At 68.2% G+C, this 20,838-nt stretch carries 21 protein-coding genes; 9 read left to right on the top strand and 12 right to left on the bottom strand.

Features of this window, described 5'->3' with window-relative positions; translation table 11 throughout:
- Positions 1 to 1,696, bottom strand: a 1,696-nt coding sequence (locus ACILQS_RS04045) for an ATP-binding protein (protein ID WP_395638821.1), incomplete at its 3' end; no start/stop codon positions are given.
- Between the two features lie 47 nt (positions 1,697 to 1,743).
- On the bottom strand, positions 1,744 to 2,925 hold the full coding sequence (locus tag ACILQS_RS04040) for a hypothetical protein (protein WP_395638820.1): 1,182 nt from the start codon (positions 2,923 to 2,925) through the stop codon (positions 1,744 to 1,746).
- A gap of 156 nt (positions 2,926 to 3,081) precedes the next feature.
- On the opposite strand from ACILQS_RS04040, the gene ACILQS_RS04035 reads away from it, so the two are divergent.
- Positions 3,082 to 6,741, top strand: coding sequence for a TM0106 family RecB-like putative nuclease (locus ACILQS_RS04035; RefSeq protein WP_395638819.1), 3,660 nt, complete (start codon positions 3,082 to 3,084; stop codon positions 6,739 to 6,741).
- Here ACILQS_RS04035 and ACILQS_RS04030 read toward each other — a convergent pair.
- The 3 genes from ACILQS_RS04030 to ACILQS_RS04020 form a co-directional block, all read right to left on the bottom strand.
- Positions 6,719 to 7,054, bottom strand: coding sequence for a type II toxin-antitoxin system PemK/MazF family toxin (locus ACILQS_RS04030; protein WP_395638818.1), 336 nt, complete (start codon positions 7,052 to 7,054; stop codon positions 6,719 to 6,721). The two genes, ACILQS_RS04035 and ACILQS_RS04030, sit on opposite strands and share 23 nt — an antisense overlap.
- Entirely contained in the window at positions 7,054 to 7,305 is a 252-nt protein-coding gene (locus ACILQS_RS04025) for a ribbon-helix-helix protein, CopG family (RefSeq protein ID WP_395638817.1), read from the bottom strand. The genes ACILQS_RS04030 and ACILQS_RS04025 overlap by 1 nt, the downstream gene beginning before the upstream one ends.
- Positions 7,306 to 7,390: 85 nt before the next feature.
- Positions 7,391 to 7,630, bottom strand: a complete 240-nt coding sequence (locus tag ACILQS_RS04020; protein ID WP_395638816.1) for a hypothetical protein — start codon at positions 7,628 to 7,630, stop codon at positions 7,391 to 7,393.
- Between the two features lie 97 nt (positions 7,631 to 7,727).
- Here ACILQS_RS04020 and ACILQS_RS04015 point away from each other — a divergent pair, with 97 nt between their 5' ends.
- Together ACILQS_RS04015 and ACILQS_RS04010 are read left to right on the top strand one after the other, a co-directional pair.
- Positions 7,728 to 7,916, top strand: coding sequence for a hypothetical protein (locus ACILQS_RS04015; protein WP_395638815.1), 189 nt, complete (start codon positions 7,728 to 7,730; stop codon positions 7,914 to 7,916).
- Positions 7,913 to 8,137, top strand: a complete 225-nt coding sequence (locus tag ACILQS_RS04010; protein WP_395638814.1) for a hypothetical protein — start codon at positions 7,913 to 7,915, stop codon at positions 8,135 to 8,137. Before ACILQS_RS04015 ends, ACILQS_RS04010 begins: the two co-directional genes overlap by 4 nt.
- A gap of 109 nt (positions 8,138 to 8,246) precedes the next feature.
- Here the strand turns inward: ACILQS_RS04010 and ACILQS_RS04005 are convergent, their stop codons facing one another.
- Both ACILQS_RS04005 and ACILQS_RS04000 read right to left on the bottom strand, forming a co-directional pair.
- Positions 8,247 to 8,567 (bottom strand): hypothetical protein, encoded by a 321-nt coding sequence (locus ACILQS_RS04005; RefSeq protein ID WP_395638813.1) that lies wholly within the window; start codon positions 8,565 to 8,567, stop codon positions 8,247 to 8,249.
- A 62-nt stretch (positions 8,568 to 8,629) separates the two neighbouring features.
- A complete protein-coding gene (locus tag ACILQS_RS04000) occupies positions 8,630 to 10,552 on the bottom strand; it encodes a DUF2207 domain-containing protein (RefSeq protein WP_395638812.1) in 1,923 nt (640 codons plus the stop codon).
- 43 nt (positions 10,553 to 10,595) lie between these two features.
- Here ACILQS_RS04000 and ACILQS_RS03995 point away from each other — a divergent pair, with 43 nt between their 5' ends.
- From ACILQS_RS03995 to ACILQS_RS03985, 3 genes are all read left to right on the top strand, one after another.
- Positions 10,596 to 10,925, top strand: coding sequence for a tryptophan synthase subunit alpha (locus ACILQS_RS03995; protein ID WP_395638811.1), 330 nt, complete (start codon positions 10,596 to 10,598; stop codon positions 10,923 to 10,925).
- Positions 10,922 to 11,806, top strand: a complete 885-nt coding sequence (locus ACILQS_RS03990) for an aminotransferase class IV (RefSeq protein ID WP_395638810.1) — start codon at positions 10,922 to 10,924, stop codon at positions 11,804 to 11,806. Before ACILQS_RS03995 ends, ACILQS_RS03990 begins: the two co-directional genes overlap by 4 nt.
- 431 nt (positions 11,807 to 12,237) lie before the next feature.
- Complete coding sequence (locus tag ACILQS_RS03985; RefSeq protein ID WP_395638809.1) at positions 12,238 to 12,534, top strand: GIY-YIG nuclease family protein; 297 nt, start codon at positions 12,238 to 12,240, stop codon at positions 12,532 to 12,534.
- Between the two features lie 502 nt (positions 12,535 to 13,036).
- On the opposite strand, the gene ACILQS_RS03980 is transcribed toward ACILQS_RS03985, so the two are convergent.
- Positions 13,037 to 15,196, bottom strand: coding sequence for a DEAD/DEAH box helicase (locus tag ACILQS_RS03980; protein WP_395638808.1), 2,160 nt, complete (start codon positions 15,194 to 15,196; stop codon positions 13,037 to 13,039).
- 194 nt (positions 15,197 to 15,390) lie between these two features.
- Between ACILQS_RS03980 and ACILQS_RS03975 the strand changes: the two genes are divergently transcribed.
- Complete coding sequence (locus ACILQS_RS03975; RefSeq protein ID WP_395638807.1) at positions 15,391 to 16,629, top strand: hypothetical protein; 1,239 nt, start codon at positions 15,391 to 15,393, stop codon at positions 16,627 to 16,629.
- Here ACILQS_RS03975 and ACILQS_RS03970 read toward each other — a convergent pair.
- From ACILQS_RS03970 to ACILQS_RS03955, 4 genes are read right to left on the bottom strand one after another with little or no spacing between them, the layout of a single operon-like run.
- Entirely contained in the window at positions 16,586 to 17,104 is a 519-nt protein-coding gene (locus ACILQS_RS03970; protein WP_395638806.1) for a hypothetical protein, read from the bottom strand. The genes ACILQS_RS03975 and ACILQS_RS03970 overlap by 44 nt on opposite strands.
- Positions 17,101 to 17,661 (bottom strand): hypothetical protein, encoded by a 561-nt coding sequence (locus ACILQS_RS03965; protein WP_395638805.1) that lies wholly within the window; start codon positions 17,659 to 17,661, stop codon positions 17,101 to 17,103. The genes ACILQS_RS03970 and ACILQS_RS03965 overlap by 4 nt, the downstream gene beginning before the upstream one ends.
- Entirely contained in the window at positions 17,658 to 18,266 is a 609-nt protein-coding gene (locus tag ACILQS_RS03960; protein WP_395638804.1) for a hypothetical protein, read from the bottom strand. Before ACILQS_RS03960 ends, ACILQS_RS03965 begins: the two co-directional genes overlap by 4 nt.
- A complete protein-coding gene (locus ACILQS_RS03955; protein WP_395638803.1) occupies positions 18,263 to 18,640 on the bottom strand; it encodes a DUF6804 family protein in 378 nt (125 codons plus the stop codon). Before ACILQS_RS03955 ends, ACILQS_RS03960 begins: the two co-directional genes overlap by 4 nt.
- Positions 18,641 to 18,664: 24 nt before the next feature.
- Between ACILQS_RS03955 and ACILQS_RS03950 the strand changes: the two genes are divergently transcribed.
- The gene (locus ACILQS_RS03950; RefSeq protein ID WP_395638802.1) at positions 18,665 to 19,318 is read left to right on the top strand and encodes a hypothetical protein; all 654 of its coding nucleotides are present in this window, start codon (positions 18,665 to 18,667) and stop codon (positions 19,316 to 19,318) included.
- 118 nt (positions 19,319 to 19,436) lie between these two features.
- Positions 19,437 to 20,774 carry a M20/M25/M40 family metallo-hydrolase gene (locus ACILQS_RS03945; protein WP_395638801.1) on the top strand — a complete coding sequence of 446 codons (1,338 nt, stop codon included), beginning with the start codon at positions 19,437 to 19,439 and terminating at the stop codon, positions 20,772 to 20,774.
- The last annotated feature ends 64 nt before the right edge of the window (positions 20,775 to 20,838 follow it).

Raw genomic sequence — 20,838 nt, 5'->3', positions numbered from 1 at the left:
ACTGGAGGACGTCAAGGGCCCCAGGCTTTGCCCTGGTGGAGACGAACAGGCCTTGAACGTCCTCGAACCGGGTGCTCACGAACTCCAAACGTCGAATGAGTCCGTCGTTCAGCTCGTAAACGTAGTCCCCGGCGTGCCCTTGGGAACGCAACTCGTCCCGGACCAATCTCGCCGTGCGAAGTGATTCAGACCCGGCCGCGATCAGGTCGTGGGATGCCATCTCGATAGATAGACCCACTGCGGCAAGGTCCTCAAGTCGTTCGATCTGCAAACGCGAGAGTTCTCGCTCTGCCGCGATGGCATTGGCCACTCTCGCGATCTCGGCACGCGCCGAAGCGGGGATGGACTTATCGCCGACGAGCGAATCAAGACTCCCACCTTCCCCGCTGGTCTTCTCGAGCTTGGACTCGCGTTCCTGACGCTTCTTAACCAGATACTTCGCGTAGTGGTCGCCGCGAACGAAGGAGAGCACTGATTGGAGGAGCGCAACAAAGTCTTCGGTTGCATTGCCGACGTCAAGCAGACCCTCGCGGCTCGTCTTGTCGCGCAGGTCCGGATTGTGCGCTTGCGAGATCGCGACGTACCCCACCGTCTGATCGTTGCTGAACGTCGTCCGAGCAGAACGCGTGCCGCGAGTCGCGTCGATCCGAAGCCAGTCGTCGTCCGGGTCTCCATAGGGATAGACGCGAACGCCGTCCCGATAGAGATAGATGCGGTGCTGCTTGAGTGCGGTCTTCTCCTGAGGGTCCAACCGAAACTGTTCGGAAACATCACCGTTGAGGTCAAAGACGTAGAACTTGAACTCAAACGGGCCACACTCGGGACGTCTCCACTCGCCCTCGCCGGTCTTGAAGCGCGCGATGAACTCCGAGTTTCCGCGCAGCTCTGGACCATCGAGCTTGAGGCACTCTCTCGCACCGTTGACCAAGAAATCGATTTCGTTCGCCCCGACGTCAAATCGGCCCTCGTCGATTGTCAGGACCGCGCGCTCAAGAATCAGGTCGATTGGAGCGGTCTTCTCGCTCCTGAAAGACTCAGGAACTCCGTCGCGCAGGAACTCGACTCTGAAATCGTCCGACTGCGTCTGATCTGGAGCCACCCAGTGAAGCGGTTGGAGCCTAAGAACATCGACTAGGGAGTTCTCGACCGCGTCGTTACTCCAAGAACCTCGCAGGTTTCTTATCTCGATCTGAGTTCCGTGCGATGAAGCACCGGCGCCGCCTTCGAAGGCGATCGGTGACCCGCTCTCGATCATCACCGGTAGCTCATCCAGGTACATCTCGCTCGGGGCGCCGGTACCCTCGTCAAGCATCGCGATGTCGACCGCGACCGTCACCTCGGTGGGGCTGCCCTGAGTACGAGATGACAAGTGAATCTCGCGCCCGAGCTTGAATGCGGCGAAACGGCCGATCCCCTTCTCGCCCTGAAGTATGCGACCTCGTTCGGTTCTCGGGTTTGACATCTTGATTAGCCGCTTCGAAGGAGTGGCTGGATTCAGCCACGCTTCGCGCACGACCGACTCCGACATACCCGATCCATCGTCGCGGACGACGATCGCTGATCCGGGGCCTGCGGTCATGTCCTCGTTGAAGTCTCTGAAGTCGACCGTTACCAGGGTCGCGTCAGCGTCATAAGAGTTCTTGACCAACTCGACCAACGCGATTCGATCACTACGGATTAGCTGCTCGCCGAGCATCGTGAGGAGCCTTGCATGTGGTCGGAAGGCTGAGGCGTCGGCCATCGTCAGGGGCGTTCCAGAGTCATGACTATTTCGGTTCTCATTCGCTTGGTCACGCTCGACTCAGTATCCGATGCGTTGATGGCCATGTAGCGGCTAGAAGGTGGAATTTCGCGTTCATACCGCGCGTCGTCAATCATCCGGAATCCAGCGTGTTCCATGGCCTTTTGAGTGATGACGTCGTTACGAATGTAGTTGCCCTTTAGCGTGGAGTTGCCGACGACCAAGACGCAGCGGCCGCCTGACCGAACCGTTCGATGTAGTTCGGTCGCGAATCCGATGCAATCTTGTGCGAACCTTTCCAGCATTGGTCGACGGAGGACTTCCTTGTTCGCCGCCTCGGATTCGATTACATCAACGATCTTGCTGACTGTCTTCGTCGTCTTCCCGTCGGGACGACGTTCCGCACCGATGCTCGCGCTTCGTCGGGCCCGCAGCTCGGCGATCTTGTAGCCGAACCATACGAGCGCTAATTTGTGCCCTCGGAGATAGTCGAGCGCGTTCAGATACGGCGGAGAGGTGACTGCCAGGTCCACTGACGCGTCATCGACACCCGACAAAGATCTTGCGTCTCCCAATTCCACCCTTCCACTGCCGCCGAAGGTTCGAATCTCCAGCATTCGCGCGAGTTGGGTGGTCGATCTGGCGAATCCCGCGAGCACGTCGTAGTCCGAGTCAGTCTGGACTCTGTGCGGTCGACTATGAGATGTATCAGCGGCGAGCGAGGCCGCCGGAGTCTTCGTGACGATTATCCGACTGAGCGCGAGTCGCAGGCCAAGCTGGATTTCGCGGCTGTCGAGGGACGATATCGCGGCTGTGAGGGCTATGAGATCTTTCTTCTGTTTCGATCCGAACCAATAGTCAACGAAGTGATTGGTTTCGTCATCGTCGCCCCAAGGTGGCTCGCCATCGCTGGCAGCCGCCGCTCTCACCACCTCGCTGGACGTCGAAGTGAGGACATCTGAGTCCAAAGGCGTGACCGTGAGCTGGGACATCATCACCGCCAGTGGGTCGATGTCCACTCCGACGGCATTGTGTCCTTGTTGAATCGCCACTCCCAGCACGGTGCCCGACCCGCACATCGGATCCAGCACGGTGAACGGTTCATCCATCGCAGAGGGAATCGCTTTGAGCGCGATTTCCGGCGCCATCCTGGCGGGGAAGGGATGGATAGTGCGCGCGCTCATGGCTCCCCGTCAACTGTCGGAATGGACGCCGCCAGCCTGCCATACACCATCCACCTGCGGATGAGGTCTGCCGGCGTGCCGTGAGGTTGCCCAGGCGCCACCCGCTGGGAGGGACATTCCGAAGTCATGGTCGGAAGTCGCATATAGCGTGATCGCATGTTCGTCCGCAACTCTCGCGTGTACTACAGCGCCTCAGACCTGAAGGCTGCAGTGGAGTGCGAGTGGGCGCTCATGCGGAAGCTCGACGCGAAGCTCGGTCGCATCGAAGCGGTAGAGGATGCCACCGACGCGATGCTTGAACGCGCGAGTCTCCTAGGCGGCGAGCACGAGGCCCGCGCCCTCGCGAATTTCAAGGCCACGTTTCCCGAGACGGTCGTCGAGATCGAGACCGAAGACGCTCGGGCCGACCCCGGCATCCTCCGGGCGGCGCAGGAGCGCACCATCCAGGCGTTGCGGGATGGGAACGACGTCGTGTTCCAGGCGACGTTCTTCGATGAGCCTGAGGGTGAGCGGATCGGGTTCGTCGGGTTTGCTGACTTCCTGGTGAAAGCCCCGGTCTCGACACGCGACCCGGAGGGTCGCTACTCGACCACCGAATATGAGTACCAGGTGTGGGACACCAAACTCGCTCGCAAAGCCCGCGTGACCGCGCTGCTGCAACTCGCGGCGTACGCCGACCAGCTGCGCAAGCTAGGCATCCCGGTCAGCGACGACACCTACCTGCTGCTCGGCAGCGGCGAAGAGTCCCAGCACTCGCTCAAGGACATCGAACCCGTCTTCCACGACCGCGTCGCGCGGCTCAAAGAGATGATCGAGGCGCGGCTCGACGATCCGAACCCCATCGAGTGGGGCGCCCCGGGCTACACCGCCGACGGGCGCTGCGAATGGTGCGCGCCCGAGATCGAAGGCACCCGCGACGTGCTGCTCGTGGCCGGCATGCGCACCACGTCACGGGCACGACTGGCGGATGCCGGCATCCACACGATCGACCAGCTCGCCGCCAGCACGGGCGAGGCGGATGGGATCGGCGGGCCGGCACTCGAGAAACTGCGGGCTCAGGCGCGGATGCAGCTCACCCCGCATGCCGACGGGGAAGTGAAGTACGAAGTCTCGTCGGCGGGGAGCCTGTCGCAACTTCCGCCGGCGGATGCAGGGGACATCTTCTTCGACTTCGAAGGGGATCCGTTGTGGACATCCAATGGTCTCGACTGGGGGCTCGACTACCTCTGGGGTCTCATCACGCTCGAGCCCGAGGAGAAGTTCACGGCGTTCTGGGCTCATGACCGGGATGAGGAGAAGCAGGCACTCATCGACTTCCTCGAGTTCGTGCAGGCACGCCGCAAGGCGCATCCGGGGCTGCACATCTACCACTACGCCGACTACGAGCGGGCGCACCTGCTGCAGCTGACGGCGCGGTACGGGGTGGGCGAGGCGATCCTCGACGAACTGCTCACCGAAGACGTGTTCGTCGACCTCTACCCGATCGTGCGGCGCAGCATCCGCATCTCGGAGGGCTCCTACTCGATCAAGAAGCTCGAGCCGCTCTACATGGGCGACGAGGTGCGCGTCGGCGACCTGGTGAAGGGCGACGAGAGCATCCAGTTCTACGTCGACTACACCGAGCTGCGGGATGAAGGCCGCACCGCCGAAGCGGCGGCGAAGCTCGAAGAGATCCGGGCGTACAACGAGTACGACTGCGTCTCGACCCACCGGCTGCGCGACTGGCTGCTCGAGCGGGCGCGCGAGAACGGCGTCGAGCCCGTCGCCACCCAGGTCGCCGCGGCCACCCGCGAGAACTCACTGGCGACGGCGGAGAGCGAAGTACGAGACCGCCTCTACGCGCACATCGACGGCATCCCGGCGCTAGACCGCACGCCCGACCAGCACGCCATCGGACTCGCCGCCGCCGCCATCGAATACCACCGCCGCGAAGACAAGTCGTACTGGTGGGAGCACTTCGCCCGCCACACCGTCGAACTCGACGACCTCGAAGACACCCGCGGGGTCTTCCGCGTGCACAGCGCGCAGGTCGTCGAGGACTGGCGCGTACCCGAAGGCAAGCGCACCGAACAGCGGGTGATCCGGTTGCGCGGGCGACTCGCGCCCGGATCCCGCCTGGATGCCGGCGGCCGCCCGTTCGTCATGTACGAGCCGCCGCTTCCGGGGATCATCCAGAACGTGCTGCCCGGGCGCCGCGGCGAACACAACCGCGGCTCGGTGCTCGAAGCCGGCCTCGTCGAAGGGCTCGGCGGCGAGATCGCCGACGTCGTGCTCGAAGAATCCGCAGGCGTCGGCGGGGAGCCGTGGGTCTCCTTCCCCGTCGCGCTCACCCCCGAAGCCCCGGTGCCGACGAAGGCGCAGCGCGAAGCCATCCTGCAGTGGGGTGGCAAGGTCGCGGACGCCCTCGCCACCCGCGGGTTGAGTGCCGGCGCAGCCGGTGTATCGAAACCCCCCACGGGTGACTCGGAGGTGGGTTTCGATACACCCGCCTCCGGCGGGCACTCAACCCGCGAGGGCGCGGGGTTCCCGAAATCTCCTGCTCTCGACATCCTGCGGCGGGTTCCCCCGCGCACCGTCGACGACGGTGGGCTCGAACCGGTGGGGATCGACGGGGTGCCGTCGGCGATCGTCGAGACCCTCACCCGACTGGATGACTCCTACCTCGCCGTGCAGGGCCCCCCGGGGTCGGGCAAGACGTACGTCGGCGCGAAGGTGATCGCCCACCTCGTCACCGAGCTCGGGTGGCGCGTGGGGGTCGTCGCGCAGTCGCACGAGGTGATCGAGAACCTGCTGCGGCGGGTGCTCAGCGAGGGCGTGCCGGCGGAGCGCATCGGCAAGAAGCCTCCCGGCGGTGGCTACGCGACCGAACCCGGCTGGACGATCCTCGACCGCAACGAAGACATCCCGCCGTTCATCAGCGCCCACCACGACGCCGGGTTCGTGCTCGGCGGCACCGCCTGGGATTTCGCGAACGCCGGCAAGGTGCCGCGCGAGAACCTCGACCTGCTCGTCGTCGACGAAGCCGGGCAGTATTCGCTCGCCAACACGATCGCCGTCGCGGTCGCCGCCAAACGCCTGCTGCTGCTCGGTGACCCGCAGCAACTGCCGCAGGTCACCACGGGCACCCACCCCGAGCCGATCGACACGTCCGCCCTCGGCTGGCTGTCGGAAGGCCACGACGTGCTGCCGGCGCACCTCGGCTACTTCCTCGAAGAGACCTGGCGCATGCATCCCGCGCTCACGTCAGCGGTGAGCGACCTGTCCTACGAGGGACGCCTGCGCGCCAACCCCAGCACCCTCGAGCGCCACCTCGGCGGCGTCGAACCCGGGCTGCACCCCGTCCCGATCGAACACGACGGCAACTCGGTCGAATCCCCCGAGGAGTGCGCAGCCGTCGTCGCCCTCGTCACACACCACCTCGGGATGCCCTGGCGCGATCCGAGCACCGGCAGGAATGACAGCATCCGCCCCACCGATCTCATCGTCGTCGCGCCCTACAACGCCCAGGTCGACCTGCTGCGCCGCCACCTCACCGCCGAAGGACTCGCGGAAGTGCCGGTCGGCACGGTCGACAAGTTCCAGGGGCAGGAGGCGGCGATCGCGATCGTGTCGCTCACGGCATCCTCAGCGGCGGACGTGCCGCGCGGCATCTCGTTCCTGCTGCAGCGCAACCGGCTCAACGTCGCCATCTCGCGCGGCAAGTGGGCGGCCTACCTCGTGCACTCCCCCGGATTGCGCGACTACCTGCCGTTCACGCCGCAGGGCCTCGCCGAACTCTCCGGCTTCATCCGCCTCACAAATCCAGCGCGTCCCTGAGGTAGAGCCGGATCGTGTCGAGGCTGTCGACATCCACAGACCCGCTCCACCGCACGATGCGTTCCCGCGCGATGGAGCGCATCTGCTCGGTCATCGCCCAGCTCGACGCGGTGAGTCCGGTCATCCCGGTGAGGAGAACGTGGTTCGGCCACTCTCGGTCGCGCGTGGTGACCGGGATGACGGTCGCCAGAGAATCGACGGACTCGAGATACTCCGAGGAAGAGATGACGACGCCGGGACGGATCCCACCCTGTTCACGGCCGCGCGTGGGTTCGAGGTCTACCCAGACCACGGCGCCCGCGAAGAGTTCCATCACGAAAGAGGGTCGTACTTCGCCAGGTCCTCGTTCGCCGCGCGATCCCACAACTGTGTCTCTTCTCGGTACTCCGCCCACTGTGCAGGAGTCGAGCGTGCCATTGCCTCCTTGATCGCCCGAAAACGCTCGGCCCGCTCGTCGGCGGCGATCAACCGCTCGATAACGTCGGCGACGGTGGAATCGGATGCCCGCGCCCGTGCGTTGAGGCGGTCGCGGAGGTCTTCCGGCACTTTGATCGTGGTGGCCATGCCGGGAGTATACCGCCGGTATACTCGGAGGTCGGGGTTGCGAGACACCGCCTCCGGCGGCACTCAACCTGCGGACGGGTGCGGCTCAGGCCGCGGCATCCTTCTTCGCGTCCTTGGCGACCTGCTTCGCCGCCGTGCGGTCGGCGTTGACGTCGGCGGCCATCTCGGGATGCGTCCGGCCCGGGTCGACCGGCGGCGGCACCACGTGGTTGCCGGCACCCCCGGAGGCCGCGCGGCGGCGGAAGAGCAGGATCGCGATCACCACGACAAGGGCGACGACCCCGATCATGACGATGATGCCGGTGATGAGTGCCATGTCGAACATGGGTCCTGCCTAACCCTCATCCGCCCGCCCGGCAAGGGGTCGACAAACCCTGCGCCCTGAGCATCGACTTGATGTCCTGGACACGAAGGAGAACGCGATGAGCGGATACGAGAGCCCCAGCCCCGAGGACGAGGTCGCCGGCGGCAACACCGGCAGCGCGACCGGCGGCGGCTCGCCGGGCGATCAGGACGACATGGGCACCGATGACCCGGTGACGGTCGAAGAGGGCGCCGGACGGCCGCAGTCGGTCGAGGAGACCGACCCCGACACGGCGGACCAGCCGTGAGCGGCTACGAGTCGTCGTTCGCCGGCGGCGAGGAGGAGGTCAATGCGAGCCCGGAGTTCCAGCACGACGCGAACGACGAAGCCATCGCCGAGGGTGAGGGCACCGAGGCCGCCACGACCGTCGACGACCGCAACCCCGAGGGCGAAGACGAGACGGTCGGCATGGAGCACATCGACGACTTCCGCCCGCCGGCGGCCCGCGAGAATCTGCGGCTCACCTGATGGGCAAGCCCGAGCTGAGCGGTGAGGACATCACCGACGGCACCACCCCGGACGCCGACCTCCAGGTCGAGAAGGTCGACGACGACGACGAGGCCTGACTCGGAGCCGACTACGATCCGGGCGCCGACTGGCCGATGATCCCCAGCACGACGATCAGGAACATCAGCGCCACGATGGTGCCGAACTCGACGAGCGGCAGATAGATCGCGACCCGCCCCGCGTGCAGTCGCACCGCGGCTGCGGCGGTGACGATGATCGGCGCCGCCATCAGCGCGATGCAGGTCGCCGACCAGGCCGGCGCGAGGGGCCCGGTCGGGGCGTGGATCAGGTAGAGCGCACCCAGGAAGCTCCCGAGGAAGACGCCGAGACCGGCCAGCACGAGTGTCGCCACGACCTCGCCGAGGGTGACGGGCGATCGAGACCTCGACATCGCCATACGCACGACGGTAACCCTCCGCCCCGCGGACGCAAGGGCCGAAAGTCCCCCCGAGACTAGCGCCCGCGGCCTCCGCCGCCGCCCCCGCCGCCGCCGGAGAACCCGCCGCCCGACGAGCCGCCGCTGAACGACGAACCCGACGATCCGCTCCAGCCGCCGGACGATCCGCCACTGCCCCAGCCACCCCATCCGCTGCCCGACGACGACGACTTCGCCTTCGCGACGAGCGGTCGGGGCGGCTCGGGCGTCGAGCGGCGGATGCCGTTGATCGTCGAGGTGAGCCGCCACGACGTGAGATCGCTCGACCCCGACCACCAGGCGACCGGCACGGCGGCGGCGGCCGCCTTCACGGTGAGCTCCTGCGACCACTGGTCTTCGATGCCGAAGATGATCGCGTACGGCAGCAGGCGCTCGTAGAGCTTCACCATCGCAGAGCGGTCGTCGAGGTCGATGCGCTCGGCGCCCTCCGGGCTCTGCAGGTAGCGGATGCGGTCCTCCTCCGCGAGCTGCATGTAGTCCCGCATCCCGAGCAGGTAGTCGTTCTGCTCGCGGCCGCGCTGGCTGAGGGTCGCCACGGTCGACCGTCGACCGTAGGTCGCCGACGCGCTGAAGATCGCGACGAAGAGGGCGAAGAACGAGAACTCCGCGAAGGAGTCGTCGGCGAACCGGCGCATCGTGTCCAAGCCGGTGAGGATCGCGACGGCGACCGATCCGAAGAACAGCGCCGACCAGAGGAAGGTCGGCTTCGCCGGGCCCTGGTAGCCGTCGCTCTTCAGCTTCTTGTCGACCATCCGGTAAACGCCCGACAGCTTCGAGCCGAGCTTCGTGTTCGACGAGCCCAGCGGGATGCGCCGGCCGGCGGGGAGGTCGTCTCCGAACACCGCCTGGAGCACCTTCAGCTCCACCTCGTCGACCCCGTCGGCGTGGAGCAGTTCCACCTCGAACGGCGCCGACGAATCGGCCGGGTGGTCGAGCAGGCGCACGTTGCCGCGCACCGCGAGGTTCACGATCTGCGCGGCGAAGGCCCGCTCCGGGCGCCCCGCGATGTACGACGCGACCATCACGTTGAGCCCGTCCGGCGGGGTGTACTGCGGGATGATGATGTCGCTCGGCCCGGTGCGGCGCGAGCGATCCGCCCCCTGGGTGGCGCCCGCGATGAGCGAGATCACGACGGCCGCGGGGCCCAGGATGAACGGCCCGAACGTGTCCCAGAAGGTGGGCTGCTCGGCCGGGGGCAGGTAGTCGTCGTCATCCGACGGCGGGATCACGATCTCGCCCGGCTCGAAGGTGCCCGGCTCGAACGCGATCGCGACGGTCAGCGACTCCGTCGGGATGAGGTTCGTCGCCGCCGCCGTGAACACCGCCGAACCGTCGGGCCGGTCGACCCGGGTGAGCGGTTCGTCGCAGTCCCCGACGAGACGCACGCAGTCGCTCGCGCCGGTGAGGGCCGGAACGAGCGACGGGTCGACGGTCAACGTCATGCTCGCCCGCCCGAACGGCTGCGCCCACCCGGTGCCGTTGACATCCCAATAGAACTCGTCGGCCCCGGTGTCGGCGAACGCCTCGATCACGTCCACCTGCTCGTAGCTGATGACGTAGGTCTGACGGCCCTGCACGAAGGTGTCGTCGCCGAGCCCGACGCTGAAGAAGTCGTAGTAGTACTCGGTCGTGTACGCCACCGGCTGCCCGAACTCGTCGACGACCGAGTCGACGGCGGTGTGCAACTGAACGCCGTGCCGGTACTCCGGGATGTCGCGGTAGAAGCCCTTGTTCTGGTCGAAGTCGGGGAACATGGCCACGATCGTCTCCGTCACCCGGAGGTGCGCGTGTCCGTCGGCATCCCGGGTGAGTACCCAGTCGGCGTCGAACGACTCGATGTCGAAGTCATCCAGGTTCTGCGCCGTCGCCACCCCCGCGGGGGCGAGCGTCAGCGCCGCACCCAGGGCGAGCACGGCGACGAATCGAGCGAGCCTCGGCATGCCCTCACCCTATCGACGGCGCCCCGCCACGTAGGCTTGGGCGGTGACTTCCGAGAGCCCCGCGCAGCGCCACGACGGGCAGGCGCGCCGCGCCAGCCTCGAGGTGCTGCGTGCCGAAGCCCAGGACGAGCTCGCCACCGTCGTCGTCGAGCGGCTGCGCTCCGGCGAGGACCCGTGGGCGTTCATGGACGAGATCCCGTCGGTCGACGAGCTCGTCGTGCTCATCTTGCGGGCCGAGCACATCGTCGCCGACAACTCCCGGATCCCGACCGCCGAGGTCGACTACCGCATCCTGCGCCAGATCGCGCTCGCCTACCCCGAACTCAGCTCCACCGTGTGGGCGATGCTCGACCGCCGGATGGCGTCGGCGTGACCGCGGCCGCCCTCGCCGTCTTCCGATTCGACGCCGCGGGTGCCGCGATCGGGTACGACCTCGTCGACCCGGCGGGTCCGACCCTCGCCGTCACCGAGCTCGCCGCGAACCGGGGCGACGGCGTCTTCGAGACCGCGGGGCTGCTCGACGGCCGGCCGCTGAAGCCCGCGCGGCACTTCGTGCGCTTCGCCACCTCCATCCGCATGCTCGACCTGCCCGCGCAGGACTTCACCGTCTGGGATGCGGCCCTGCACGAAGTCGCCGCCGCCCTCGCGCCCTCGGCCCTCGAGGGTGGGGAGGGCTGGGTGAAGATGGTGCTCAGCCGCGGCATCGAGGGGCAGCCGACGCCGACGGGCTGGGCGTACGGGCAGAACATCCCCTCCACCGAACACGTGCGGCAGGAGGGCATCCGGGTGGTGCTGCTCGACCGCGGCTACCCGGCCGACATCGCGCAGACCTCGCCGTGGCTGCTGCAGGGGGCGAAGACGATCTCGTACGCCGTCAACCGCGCGGCCCTGCGCGAAGCGGCCCGCCGGGATGCCGACGACGTGATCTTCACGACCACCGACGGGTTCCTGCTCGAAGGGCCGACCTCGACCCTCGTACTGCGGAATGGGATGACCCTGCGCACCCCGCCGGCGTCGCTCGGGATCCTCGCGGGCACCACCCAGCAGGAACTCTTCGACTGGGCTACCGGCGCCGGCTACACGGTCTCGTCCGAGATGCTCACCCCCGCCGACCTCGCCGCCGCCGACGCGGCCTGGCTCGTCTCGTCGGTGCGTCTCGCGGCCCCCATCCGCTCGGTCGACGGCACCCCGAAGACGGTGGATGCCGAGCTCACCGCCGCCTTCACCGCTCACCTGCGCACCACCGCGGGTTGAGTGCCCGCGCAGCGGGTGTATCGAAACCCCACCCCCGCCCCCGCAAACCTTGAACTATCTAGCGAAACTTGACGTCTTGCGCGCCGCCGCGGGCTGAGTAATCTCGACTCAACCGAAACGGCGAACCCGGAGCGGACGGTGTCACAGCCGCCGGCCGAGGGCCGCACCCGAGTCACCCGGGGTCATTCCCGAGCCGACCCGGACGCGGTGCCCACGGGTCCCCCGGCGTCACAGCCGAAGGACGCGCGGGATGCTTGCCCGAGAGCTCGCGGGCGGGACGCCTGATCGACCACTGATGGGCCCCGGGATTTCTAGACCCGGGGCCCATCGTGGATTAACCGATCCTCCCCACCCCTCCGCGGGTTGAGTGCCCGCGCAGCGGGTGTATCGAAACCCACCCCCGAGCAGCCAGCACGTGCCAGCATCCGGGGATGCCAGCCACGTACCTCCTCCGTTGCGCCGACGGCAGTTACTACGTCGGCAGCACCCGCGACCTCCCAACCCGTCTCGCGCAGCACGCCTCGGGAAAGGGATCGGAGTACACAGCGAGACGTCGTCCCGTGGAACTGGTCTGGGCAGCCGAGTTCGATCGCATCGACGACGCGTACTTCCTCGAGAAGCGCATCCAGGGGTGGTCGCGGCGGAAACGGGAGGCGCTCATCGCCGGGGAGTTCGAGGCGCTGCCGGCGCTGAGCAAGAAGGCGAACTTCGCGCGACCGGAGAGCTGAGTTACTCGGGGTGGGGTTCGATACACCCGCTACGCGAGCACTCAACCCGCGGAACCTCGCGGTTTCGATACACCGCCTGCGGCGGCACTCAACCCGCGGTGATGGGGTACGAGGCGGGGGAAATACTGACGGCGGTGATGTCGTCCGCGGATTTCGCTCTTACCCCCGTAATTGCGAATCGCGATAGTGACGAGATCACCGCCGTCTGGCTAGTCCCCCAACTAGTGCTCTTGAAGCGTAACCGCGGATGTAAGACCCCCGCTGTCCCCAGTGGGGGTGTCCTCACTCAGGAGGACACAGCGGACATTTCGGGGTACAAGACACCTCGGGGTGGGTTTCGATACACCCGCTGCGCGGGCACTCAACCCGCGGAGCCTCGCGGTTTCGATACACCCGCTACGCGGGCACTCAACCCGCGGAGCCTCGCGGTTTCGATACACCCGCTACGCGGGCACTCAACCCGCGGAAGCCCGCGGTTTCGATACACCCGCTGCGCGGGCACTCAACCCGCGGTGGCGGCGACGGCGTCGCGCAGCAGCGAGACGAGCGCCTCGAGCTGCACGGAGCCTTCCGCCGCCTCGAACTCCTCGCCGTCGAGGGCGCGGGCGGCAAGGCCGGCCTTGCTGTCGATGAGCTCCGAGATGCGGCCGTCGATCGTGCCGGCGGCGATGATGCGCCACGCGGTGACCGGCAGTTCCTGCCCGATGCGGTGCACGCGGTCGATCGCCTGCGTCTGCTCGGCGTTCGTCCACGACAGTTCGGCGAGCACGACGTTGGACGCCACCTGGAGGTTGATGCCGACGCCGGCGGCGGTGAGTGAACAGACGGCGACCGCGACATCCGGGTCGTTCGTGAACGCGTCGAGAGCGGCCGTGCGGGCCTTCGTCGACTGCTCGCCGCGGATCGACACCGTCTTCAACCCCGCCTTCGCGAAGAACTCCTCGGCCGCATCCATCACGTCGATGTGCTTGGCGAAGAACACGACCTTGCCGACGTTGCGGGCCAGGTTGACCGTGTAATCGGCAGCCGGCACCGCCTTCGCCTGGCCGATGCGACGCACCATCGCGAAGACGTTGGTGCCGTCGGATCCCCCGCCGCGCGACTCCTCGAGTTCGGCGGCGGCGACCAGTCGGATGGCGTCGTCCGGCGACGTGTCGGGACGCGCCGCGGTGAGTCGGCGATACCGCTCCACCAGTCGGGCGAGCAGCGCCGCCTCGGCCTCGCGGATCGAGCGGCCCGCCTCACCGTCGAGTTCGACGGGGATGTCGGCGATGCGCCGCGCGGGGATGTCGGCCGCGACATCCACCTTTTTGCGGCGCACGATGCCCATGTCGATGACGGCGCCGCGGGCGGAGGAAAAGAAGCCCGGGTCGCCCGGGTTCAGCTCGGTCTCTTCGAGCTTGCGCATGAGCGAGGTGAGCGGCTTCTTGTCGTCGATCCACCCGAGGTACTGCCAGATCATCCGGAAGTCTTCGATCTGGTTGATCAGCGGCGTTCCGGTGAGGGCCACGAAGAGCGCGTTCGGGGTGACCGCGCGGATGCTCTTGGACAGCGCGAGCACGTTCTTGCTGCGCTGCGAGTCCTTGTTCTTGATGAAGTGCGCCTCGTCGACGACCATCCCCTTGAATCCGCGACGCGAGAGCCAGGCGACGTGCCGGTCGAGCACCTCGTAGTTGACGATCACGACGTCGGCGAAGGCGTCGATGTCGTCGCCGTCACCGTGCACGACGGTGGCGGAGCGCTGCGGGATCCACTTCTCGACCTCGCGCGCCCAGTTCACCTTGACGACGTTCGGCACGACGACGACGAGCGGGAACGCGCCTGCGGCCTCCGCGGCGAGCAGCGCCTGCGCGGTCTTGCCGAGGCCGGGCTCGTCGGCGAGCAGGTAGGTGCGGTGCCCCGAGCGGGCGCTCTCGATGAACCGCGCCTGGTGGCGCATGAGCTCTTTGCCCCCGGCGGCCGCGAGCGAGCGCGCCTCCGGCAGCTCCATGCTGGCGGCTCCCCCGCCGGAACCCATCTCGAACGACCGGAACAGCGGCTCGATGAGCTCCCAGTTCGCGAGACGGCCGGCGGTGCTCGAGGCACGCGGGGTCGTGGCGCTGAAGTCGGGGGCGAGGAACGGGTTCGACATCTGGTACTGCTTCACCGACTGCGGGACGACGTACTTGTCCTCCTGCTTCGGCGCGGGGGCCTCGGTGGTGACGATGAGGTCCTCGGGCGACAGTTCGGCGCCCGCCTCGATCAGCATCGCCCGCTTCTCCTCCTGCTGCTGCGTCGTGAGAGGTGCGGTGTCGGTGAGCAACTGGATGAGGGAGGTGTCGCGGGCCGCGGTCTTCGCCATGATCGTGGCGATGCCGTCGAGTCGCGTCAGCTCCTTCGTGCGCTCGGCATCCGTCAGTGCCTTGTCGGTCTTGATGCGGGCGCGCTCTTCGCGCACGAGCGCCGCGACGACGCGGAACTTGACCCGGTTCGACGGCGCGACCTTGCCGCGCTCGGCCGAGTTCTCGATCGCCCGCACGGTGCGCGCGAGGATCGGGATGATGCCGGCTTCGTCCTGGTGCTGACGGCGCCGCTGCGACTGCCCGCTCGAACGCTTGCGCGTCTTCTGACCCGACGACGTGGTCCTCTTGCCCGAGGACGGGTTCTGCCCAGAGGGGCTCATCTATCTCCTTGGTTCCCGTGTCGGGAACCTGCTGTGCGATGTGCCTACGGCGGCCCATCGAGGTGATCCGAGAAACGCTCCGCGAAACGTACCCAGACCCGGCTTGACCGGTGGTGGGGAGCGACTTCATCTTAGCGCGGAACGGCCGACAGCAGAATCGCTCCCCGTAGAATCGCCCCCCGTAGAATCACTGAGTGTTGTTCACCGCGCTCCGAGTCCTCGCGCGGTGCTGGCCCGCCTTGCTCGCCTGGTTCCTGCTCGGCTGGACCGCCCGGGCACTGATCATCCGGCTGGCCGCCTTCGTCGGCAACGCCGACGACATCTACGGCCTGCTGATCCTGCCGGTCGCGGTGCTCGTGCAGCTCGCGGCCTACATCGGGATGTTCCTCGCGATCCGTCGGGAGCTGCCGCACCTGAACCGCGTCGACGACGTCGAGACCGGGGAGGCCGCGCCGAGCGCGACCCGCCGCTGGCGCGAGACCCTGCTCGCCGGCATCCTGCCGTTCTTCCTGCTCTACGTCGCGTGGAACTTCATCTACGACGACATGATCGACTACTTCTCGTCGGCGCTGAACCAGGCGGACCTCTTCGGCGGCGGCCGGGTCGCCTCCCTCGCCTCGTTCGGCGTCATGTCGGTCACCCTCGTCGTCGTCGCGTTCGCCCTGCGCTGGCTGCTCGGGCGCTTCTCCACGCGGCTGCCGCGGTGGTCGAGCGCCATCGCCACCTACCTCGAGGCGGTCTGGGTGTTCGTCGCCTTGACCGTGATCCAGACCTTGCTCGTGGGCGTGCCCGCCTGGCTCGCCAGCCGGCGCATGTTCGCCTGGGCCGTCGACGGCTGGGCATCACTCGTCGACTCGCTCCCCTGGTTCGCGTCGGCGAACGAGATCGTCGGCTGGATGCTGGGTCAGGCCGGCACCCTCATCGGCCTGCCGCTCGCCTGGCTCGCGATCGCCTCGATCGTCTACTTCGCGACACTGCCGCGCAGCACGGGTCCCGCCTCGGGCGCCGTCGCCAAGGTGAGCGAGCGCTGGTCGCGGATGCCGGTGTGGGCGCGCCGCATCGGGATGACGGTGTCGTCGGGCCTCGTCGACCGGTGGGGTCCGGTGACCCTCGCGGCCCGCCTCATCTGGCGCTCCGGGCCGATCGCCCTCGGCACCTACCTCCTCGGCTTCGCCGTGGTGACCGCCGCCGGCGAGTGGCTGAGCCTCGTCGTCTACCGGCTGCTCGGTCCGCACGACACCGGCTGGTGGTTCGGGGCGAGCGACGCGGTGCAGCTCGGTGTCGCCGCGATCACCGCCGTGCTCCAGGTGTGCCTGGTCGCGGCGGCGTTCGACCAGGCGCTGCGCAGCGACGAAGCGGAGCGCCTCATCGACGAGGCGGGCGACGCGGTCAGCTCAGCCGCAGCACCCGCGGCAGACCTGCCGACGAGCTGAGTTCGATCACCGGCTGTTCCACCTGCCCCCGCGGCACGAGGAACGTCAGCTGCAGGTCGTACGACCCCGGCTCGGTGAGGGTGCACAACGACTCGAACCGGTCCGGCACCACGTAGTCGCTGTCGGAGTACAGCTCAGCGTCCCAGCGTCGCTCGAAGCCCGCGTCCGACGACACGACGTGCACCTCGCAGCGGGCGGCCTCGGGCGGCTCGACGACGTCGATCGAGAGCGTCGCGACGACGACATCCGACCCGGCCGGCGCCGCCCAGCGGTCGCCGTCGAGCAGCTCCAGGGCGGTCAGCTCGATGTCGGCCCCCGAGTAGCGCACCGTCTCGCCGAGGGCCACCGACTCCGGCTGCGGCTGCTGCCCCTGGTACGGGAACCAGCGCGGGATGAGCGACACGACGAACGCCACGGGCAACAGCACGGCGAGCGCGACGAGGTACCAGCGGTTGCGGGTCAGCCAGGCGGTCATCGGTCTCCCTCCCGGGCGGGGTCGCGTTCGGTGCGCGACTCCGACGGGAGGCTCGTGAGGTCGAACTCGAGGTCGATCACGCTGTCGAGTCGCGCGTCGATTCCCGAGCTGAACCGCACCGTCGCCGTTCGGGCGCCGGGGTGGTCGAGGATGTCGGCGGGCAACTCCACGAGCACCGAGCCGGTCACCGGGAAGCCCGCGTCGGCGACCCGGCCGTCCACGGCATCCGTGCCGATGCGTCCGGTCGCCGGGTACCGTACGCCGTCGACGAAGACGTTGACGGCGACGGTCGAGCGCTCCGTGCGGGCCTGGATGGTGGCATCCACGACCAGCCACACGCCCGAGGTCGTTCCCCGCCAGTCATCGACGACGACCTCGTCGGCGAGTTGCGCGTCGTGCACGGTCACCACGAGGTGCCGCGACACGGTCTCCTCGCCCACCTCCGCCGCCACGGAGAACGGCGCCTGCACCTCGTCGTCGCCGGGCGTCGAGAACGCGACCCCGAAGGCGAACAGCAGCAGACCCAGACCGGCGAGCACCGCCAGCGGCCGCCTCATCGCTCGTCCCGCAGCACGACCGGCACTTCGACGGCGACGTACGGGCGCGCCCACCGGGTGCCGTCGAACAGGTCGGCCTCCTCCGGGGTGGCATCGGTGAGGCCGATCCGCAGTTCGTCGCCGTCGGCGAAGAGCCCCGCGTCGACGACGAAGACGAACTGCACCGTGTCGGGCACCCCCGGACTGAGCGTGCTCCCGCTGGTGCCGTCACGCAGCAGACGCATCGAGTTATCGCCCGCTCCGAGCACGGTGTCGAGCTCGAGGTAGCCCGGGATGGTGAAGGAGTAGAAGCCCTTCGACCCGAGCGCCCCCTGCGGCTCGTCCGTCAGGTTCTCGAGGGTGGCGACGACGACGAGGAACCTGGTGCCCGGGTCGGGCTCGGTGAACCCGTCGGGATGCTCGTCGGTCAGGTAGAGGTCGTCGATCGCGGTGCTCATCCGATGGCCGGCGTAGGGCTGCCCGATCGGCTGCTCCGGCACGACGGCGCTCTGCAGCTCCACTTCGTCCCACCCGCCGAGCGGGATCGCCACGAGGCCGGCGGCGACGAGCACTCCACCGACGATGAGCACCGGTCGCCAGGTGCGCAGCGTCTCGCGGAGAGTCACCGACGCTGATCCTCGGGAATCGGCACCTTGATGAACCACCCGGCGAGCAGGAAGGCGAGGGCGGCGACGTACTGGGCGCCCTGCCACCACGGCGCCGGGATGTCGATGACCCAGACCGGGTTCCAGGCGATCGCGATCACGGCGAACGGCGGCAGCCACCACCACTGCTTGGCCTGGAACGCGAACACGGCGACGATCGCCGCGAAGATCGTCACGAGGTAGCGGATGACGGTGAACGTGCCCTCGTCGAGCACGACGGCTCCGACGAGCAGCGCGATCGCGGCGATCAGCCCGGGGATGAGCGCGAGTCGCCGGGTGCCGGGGTCGGGTTTCGTGCCGTACCGGGATGCGGGTCGCGACGTAGAGGAAGCCATCCCTGCAACCCTACGATGTCGGCCATGGGCTTCCTCGATGACATCGGCGACGCGGTCCGCTCGTTCACCGGCGGAGTCGACGGCGACCTCCTCGCCACCGGCATCCTCGGTCGCGCCGACCTGCTCGGCATCGACGTCTCGGGCACGACGATCCAGATCGGCAACGGGCTCGTGGAACGCAAGTGCGACTTCACGCTGCAGGTGTATCTCGAGGGGGAAGCGCCGTTCCCGGCGACCTGCACGCAACGGGTCGGCGAGATCTACCTCCCCCAGTTAGTCCCCGGGCAGACGGTGCTCGCCGTGCGGGTCGACCCGGGCGACCGCAGCAAGGTGGCGATCGACTTCGCCTCCGACATCCCGAACATCACCGTCGCGCCGAGTGACGGTCACGACAGCGCGGCCTGGATCCTGGCGAACGGGTCGGATGCCGCCGTGGTGCTCGTCGCGAACCAGCCGATGGGCCTCACCTCCGCGTCGGGCGACCCCGTGCACGCCCTCACCCTCACGATCGACAAAGGCGCCGACAGCTACCAGGTGCAGGTGGGCAACGGGGTACCGAACAGCGCCCTCCCGCTGGTCTTCCCCGGGTCGAAGCTGCACGCGAAGATCGGCGACACCCCGAACGCCGTCGTCGTCGACTGGTCCCGCGGCGCCCGCGGACAGAATTCCGCGGGGTGAGTGCCGCCGGAGGCGGTGTATCGAAACCCACACCGAGTCACCCGCCGGTCGGGTTTCGATACACCGCCCGCTGCGCGGTCGGCACTCAACCCGCGGGGTGGCCGAATACCATCGGAGGGTGGATGCCGACGCCGCCGTGGAGCGCCTGAGAGAGCTTCTCCGGGTTCCCACCGTCTCCCGCACCGAGACCGAGCTCCAGGATGCCGACGCCTTCGCGCGGTTCCCGGTGCTGCTGTCGGAGCTGTACCCGCGGCTGCACGCGACTCTCGAACTCGAGCGGGTCGGCGACGTCGGGCTGCTCTACCGTTGGCCCGGCCGCACGCCCGGGGATGCGCTCATCCTCATGGCGCATTGGGATGTCGTCCCCGCCGACGAACCCGGCTGGACGCATGAGCCCTTCGCCGCGGATCTGACGGCGGATGCCGACGGCTCGCGTCGGCTGTGGGGCCGGGGGGCGATCGACGACAAAGGCGCGCTCGGCGGCATCCTCGAGGCGGTCGAAGATCTGCTGGGCGCCGGGTTCGTGCCCGAGAACGACGTCTATCTGAGCTTCGGCGGCGACGAGGAGATCGCCGGCACCGCGGCCGCCGCCGCCGTCGACGTGCTCCTCGCGCGCGGCATCGCCGTCGAGTTCGTGCTCGACGAAGGCGGCGCGGTCGTGCAGGGGCAGTTCCCCGGCGTGAGCGAGCCGACGGCCGTGATCGGCATCGCCGAGAAGGGCATCGCGACGATCGAACTGCGCGCCGCCGAACCCGGAGGGCACGCGGCCCACCCGCCGCGCTCCGGAGTCACCGCGACCTCCCGGCTCGCTCGCGCCATCCAGCGGGTGTCCCGGCAGGTGCCGGCCGGACTCCCTCCGACGGCGTTCCCGATGTTCGCGGCCCTCGGCTCCCGCGCCCGCGGGATCCTCGGCCTCGCCTACCGTCATCCACGCCTCTTCCGTCCCGTGCTGCTGCGCGCGCTGACGACCGGCAGCGACGAGGCCAACGCCCTCGTACGCACCACCCGGGTGGTCACCCGGCTGCGCGGCGCCGCCGCCGACAACGTGCTGCCCGAGGTCGCCACCGCCCACGTCAACATGCGCGTCGTCGTCGGGTCGACGCTCGACGCGGAGGTCGCCCGCATCCGCCGCGACATCGCGGATGCCGGCATCGGCGTGCGGGTGCTCGCCGGATCCGACCCGCCCCCCGTCGCGCCCGCGACCGGCCGCCCGTGGGAGCGGCTCGTCGCCGCGCTCGCCAGCTCGCATCCCGAGTCCGTCCCCGTGCCCTACGCGATGCTCGGCGCCACCGACGGCCGGCACTTCACCCGGCTCACCCCCGCCGTCTACCGCTTCACGCCGTTCGAGATGACGAAGGCCGAGCTCGCCGGGTTGCATGCGATCGACGAGTCCATCCGCGTCGACGCCTACCTGCGCGGCATCGCGTTCTACCGCGCGCTCCTCGAGTCGGCGTAGGGCGATTCACCACCGCGGGTTGAGTGCCGCGAAGCGGTGTATCGAAACCCGCGAGGGAAGATGG

It is taken from the genome of Pseudolysinimonas sp., assembly GCF_044239695.1.
Taxonomy (GTDB): Bacteria; Actinomycetota; Actinomycetes; order Actinomycetales; family Microbacteriaceae; genus Pseudolysinimonas_A.
This window is presented reverse-complemented; position numbering and strand designations above follow the sequence as displayed.

Bases quoted from the DNA above. Each gene is read 5' to 3' on its own strand.
- ACILQS_RS04005 (WP_395638813.1), bottom strand. From the start codon at position 8,567: ATGTCGAGGTCTCGATCGCCCGTCACCCTCGGCGAGGTCGTGGCGACA.
- ACILQS_RS03950 (WP_395638802.1), top strand. From the start codon at position 18,665: ATGGGCTTCCTCGATGACATCGGCGACGCGGTCCGCTCGTTCACCGGC.
- ACILQS_RS04035 (WP_395638819.1), top strand. From the start codon at position 3,082: ATGTTCGTCCGCAACTCTCGCGTGTACTACAGCGCCTCAGACCTGAAG.
- ACILQS_RS04020 (WP_395638816.1), bottom strand. From the start codon at position 7,630: ATGTTCGACATGGCACTCATCACCGGCATCATCGTCATGATCGGGGTC.
- ACILQS_RS03970 (WP_395638806.1), bottom strand. From the start codon at position 17,104: ATGACCGCCTGGCTGACCCGCAACCGCTGGTACCTCGTCGCGCTCGCC.
- ACILQS_RS04000 (WP_395638812.1), bottom strand. From the start codon at position 10,552: ATGCCGAGGCTCGCTCGATTCGTCGCCGTGCTCGCCCTGGGTGCGGCG.
- ACILQS_RS04030 (WP_395638818.1), bottom strand. From the start codon at position 7,054: ATGGAACTCTTCGCGGGCGCCGTGGTCTGGGTAGACCTCGAACCCACG.
- ACILQS_RS04025 (WP_395638817.1), bottom strand. From the start codon at position 7,305: ATGGCCACCACGATCAAAGTGCCGGAAGACCTCCGCGACCGCCTCAAC.
- ACILQS_RS03980 (WP_395638808.1), bottom strand. From the start codon at position 15,196: ATGAGCCCCTCTGGGCAGAACCCGTCCTCGGGCAAGAGGACCACGTCG.
- ACILQS_RS03955 (WP_395638803.1), bottom strand. From the start codon at position 18,640: ATGGCTTCCTCTACGTCGCGACCCGCATCCCGGTACGGCACGAAACCC.
- ACILQS_RS03965 (WP_395638805.1), bottom strand. From the start codon at position 17,661: ATGAGGCGGCCGCTGGCGGTGCTCGCCGGTCTGGGTCTGCTGCTGTTC.
- ACILQS_RS03985 (WP_395638809.1), top strand. From the start codon at position 12,238: ATGCCAGCCACGTACCTCCTCCGTTGCGCCGACGGCAGTTACTACGTC.
- ACILQS_RS04015 (WP_395638815.1), top strand. From the start codon at position 7,728: ATGAGCGGATACGAGAGCCCCAGCCCCGAGGACGAGGTCGCCGGCGGC.
- ACILQS_RS04040 (WP_395638820.1), bottom strand. From the start codon at position 2,925: ATGAGCGCGCGCACTATCCATCCCTTCCCCGCCAGGATGGCGCCGGAA.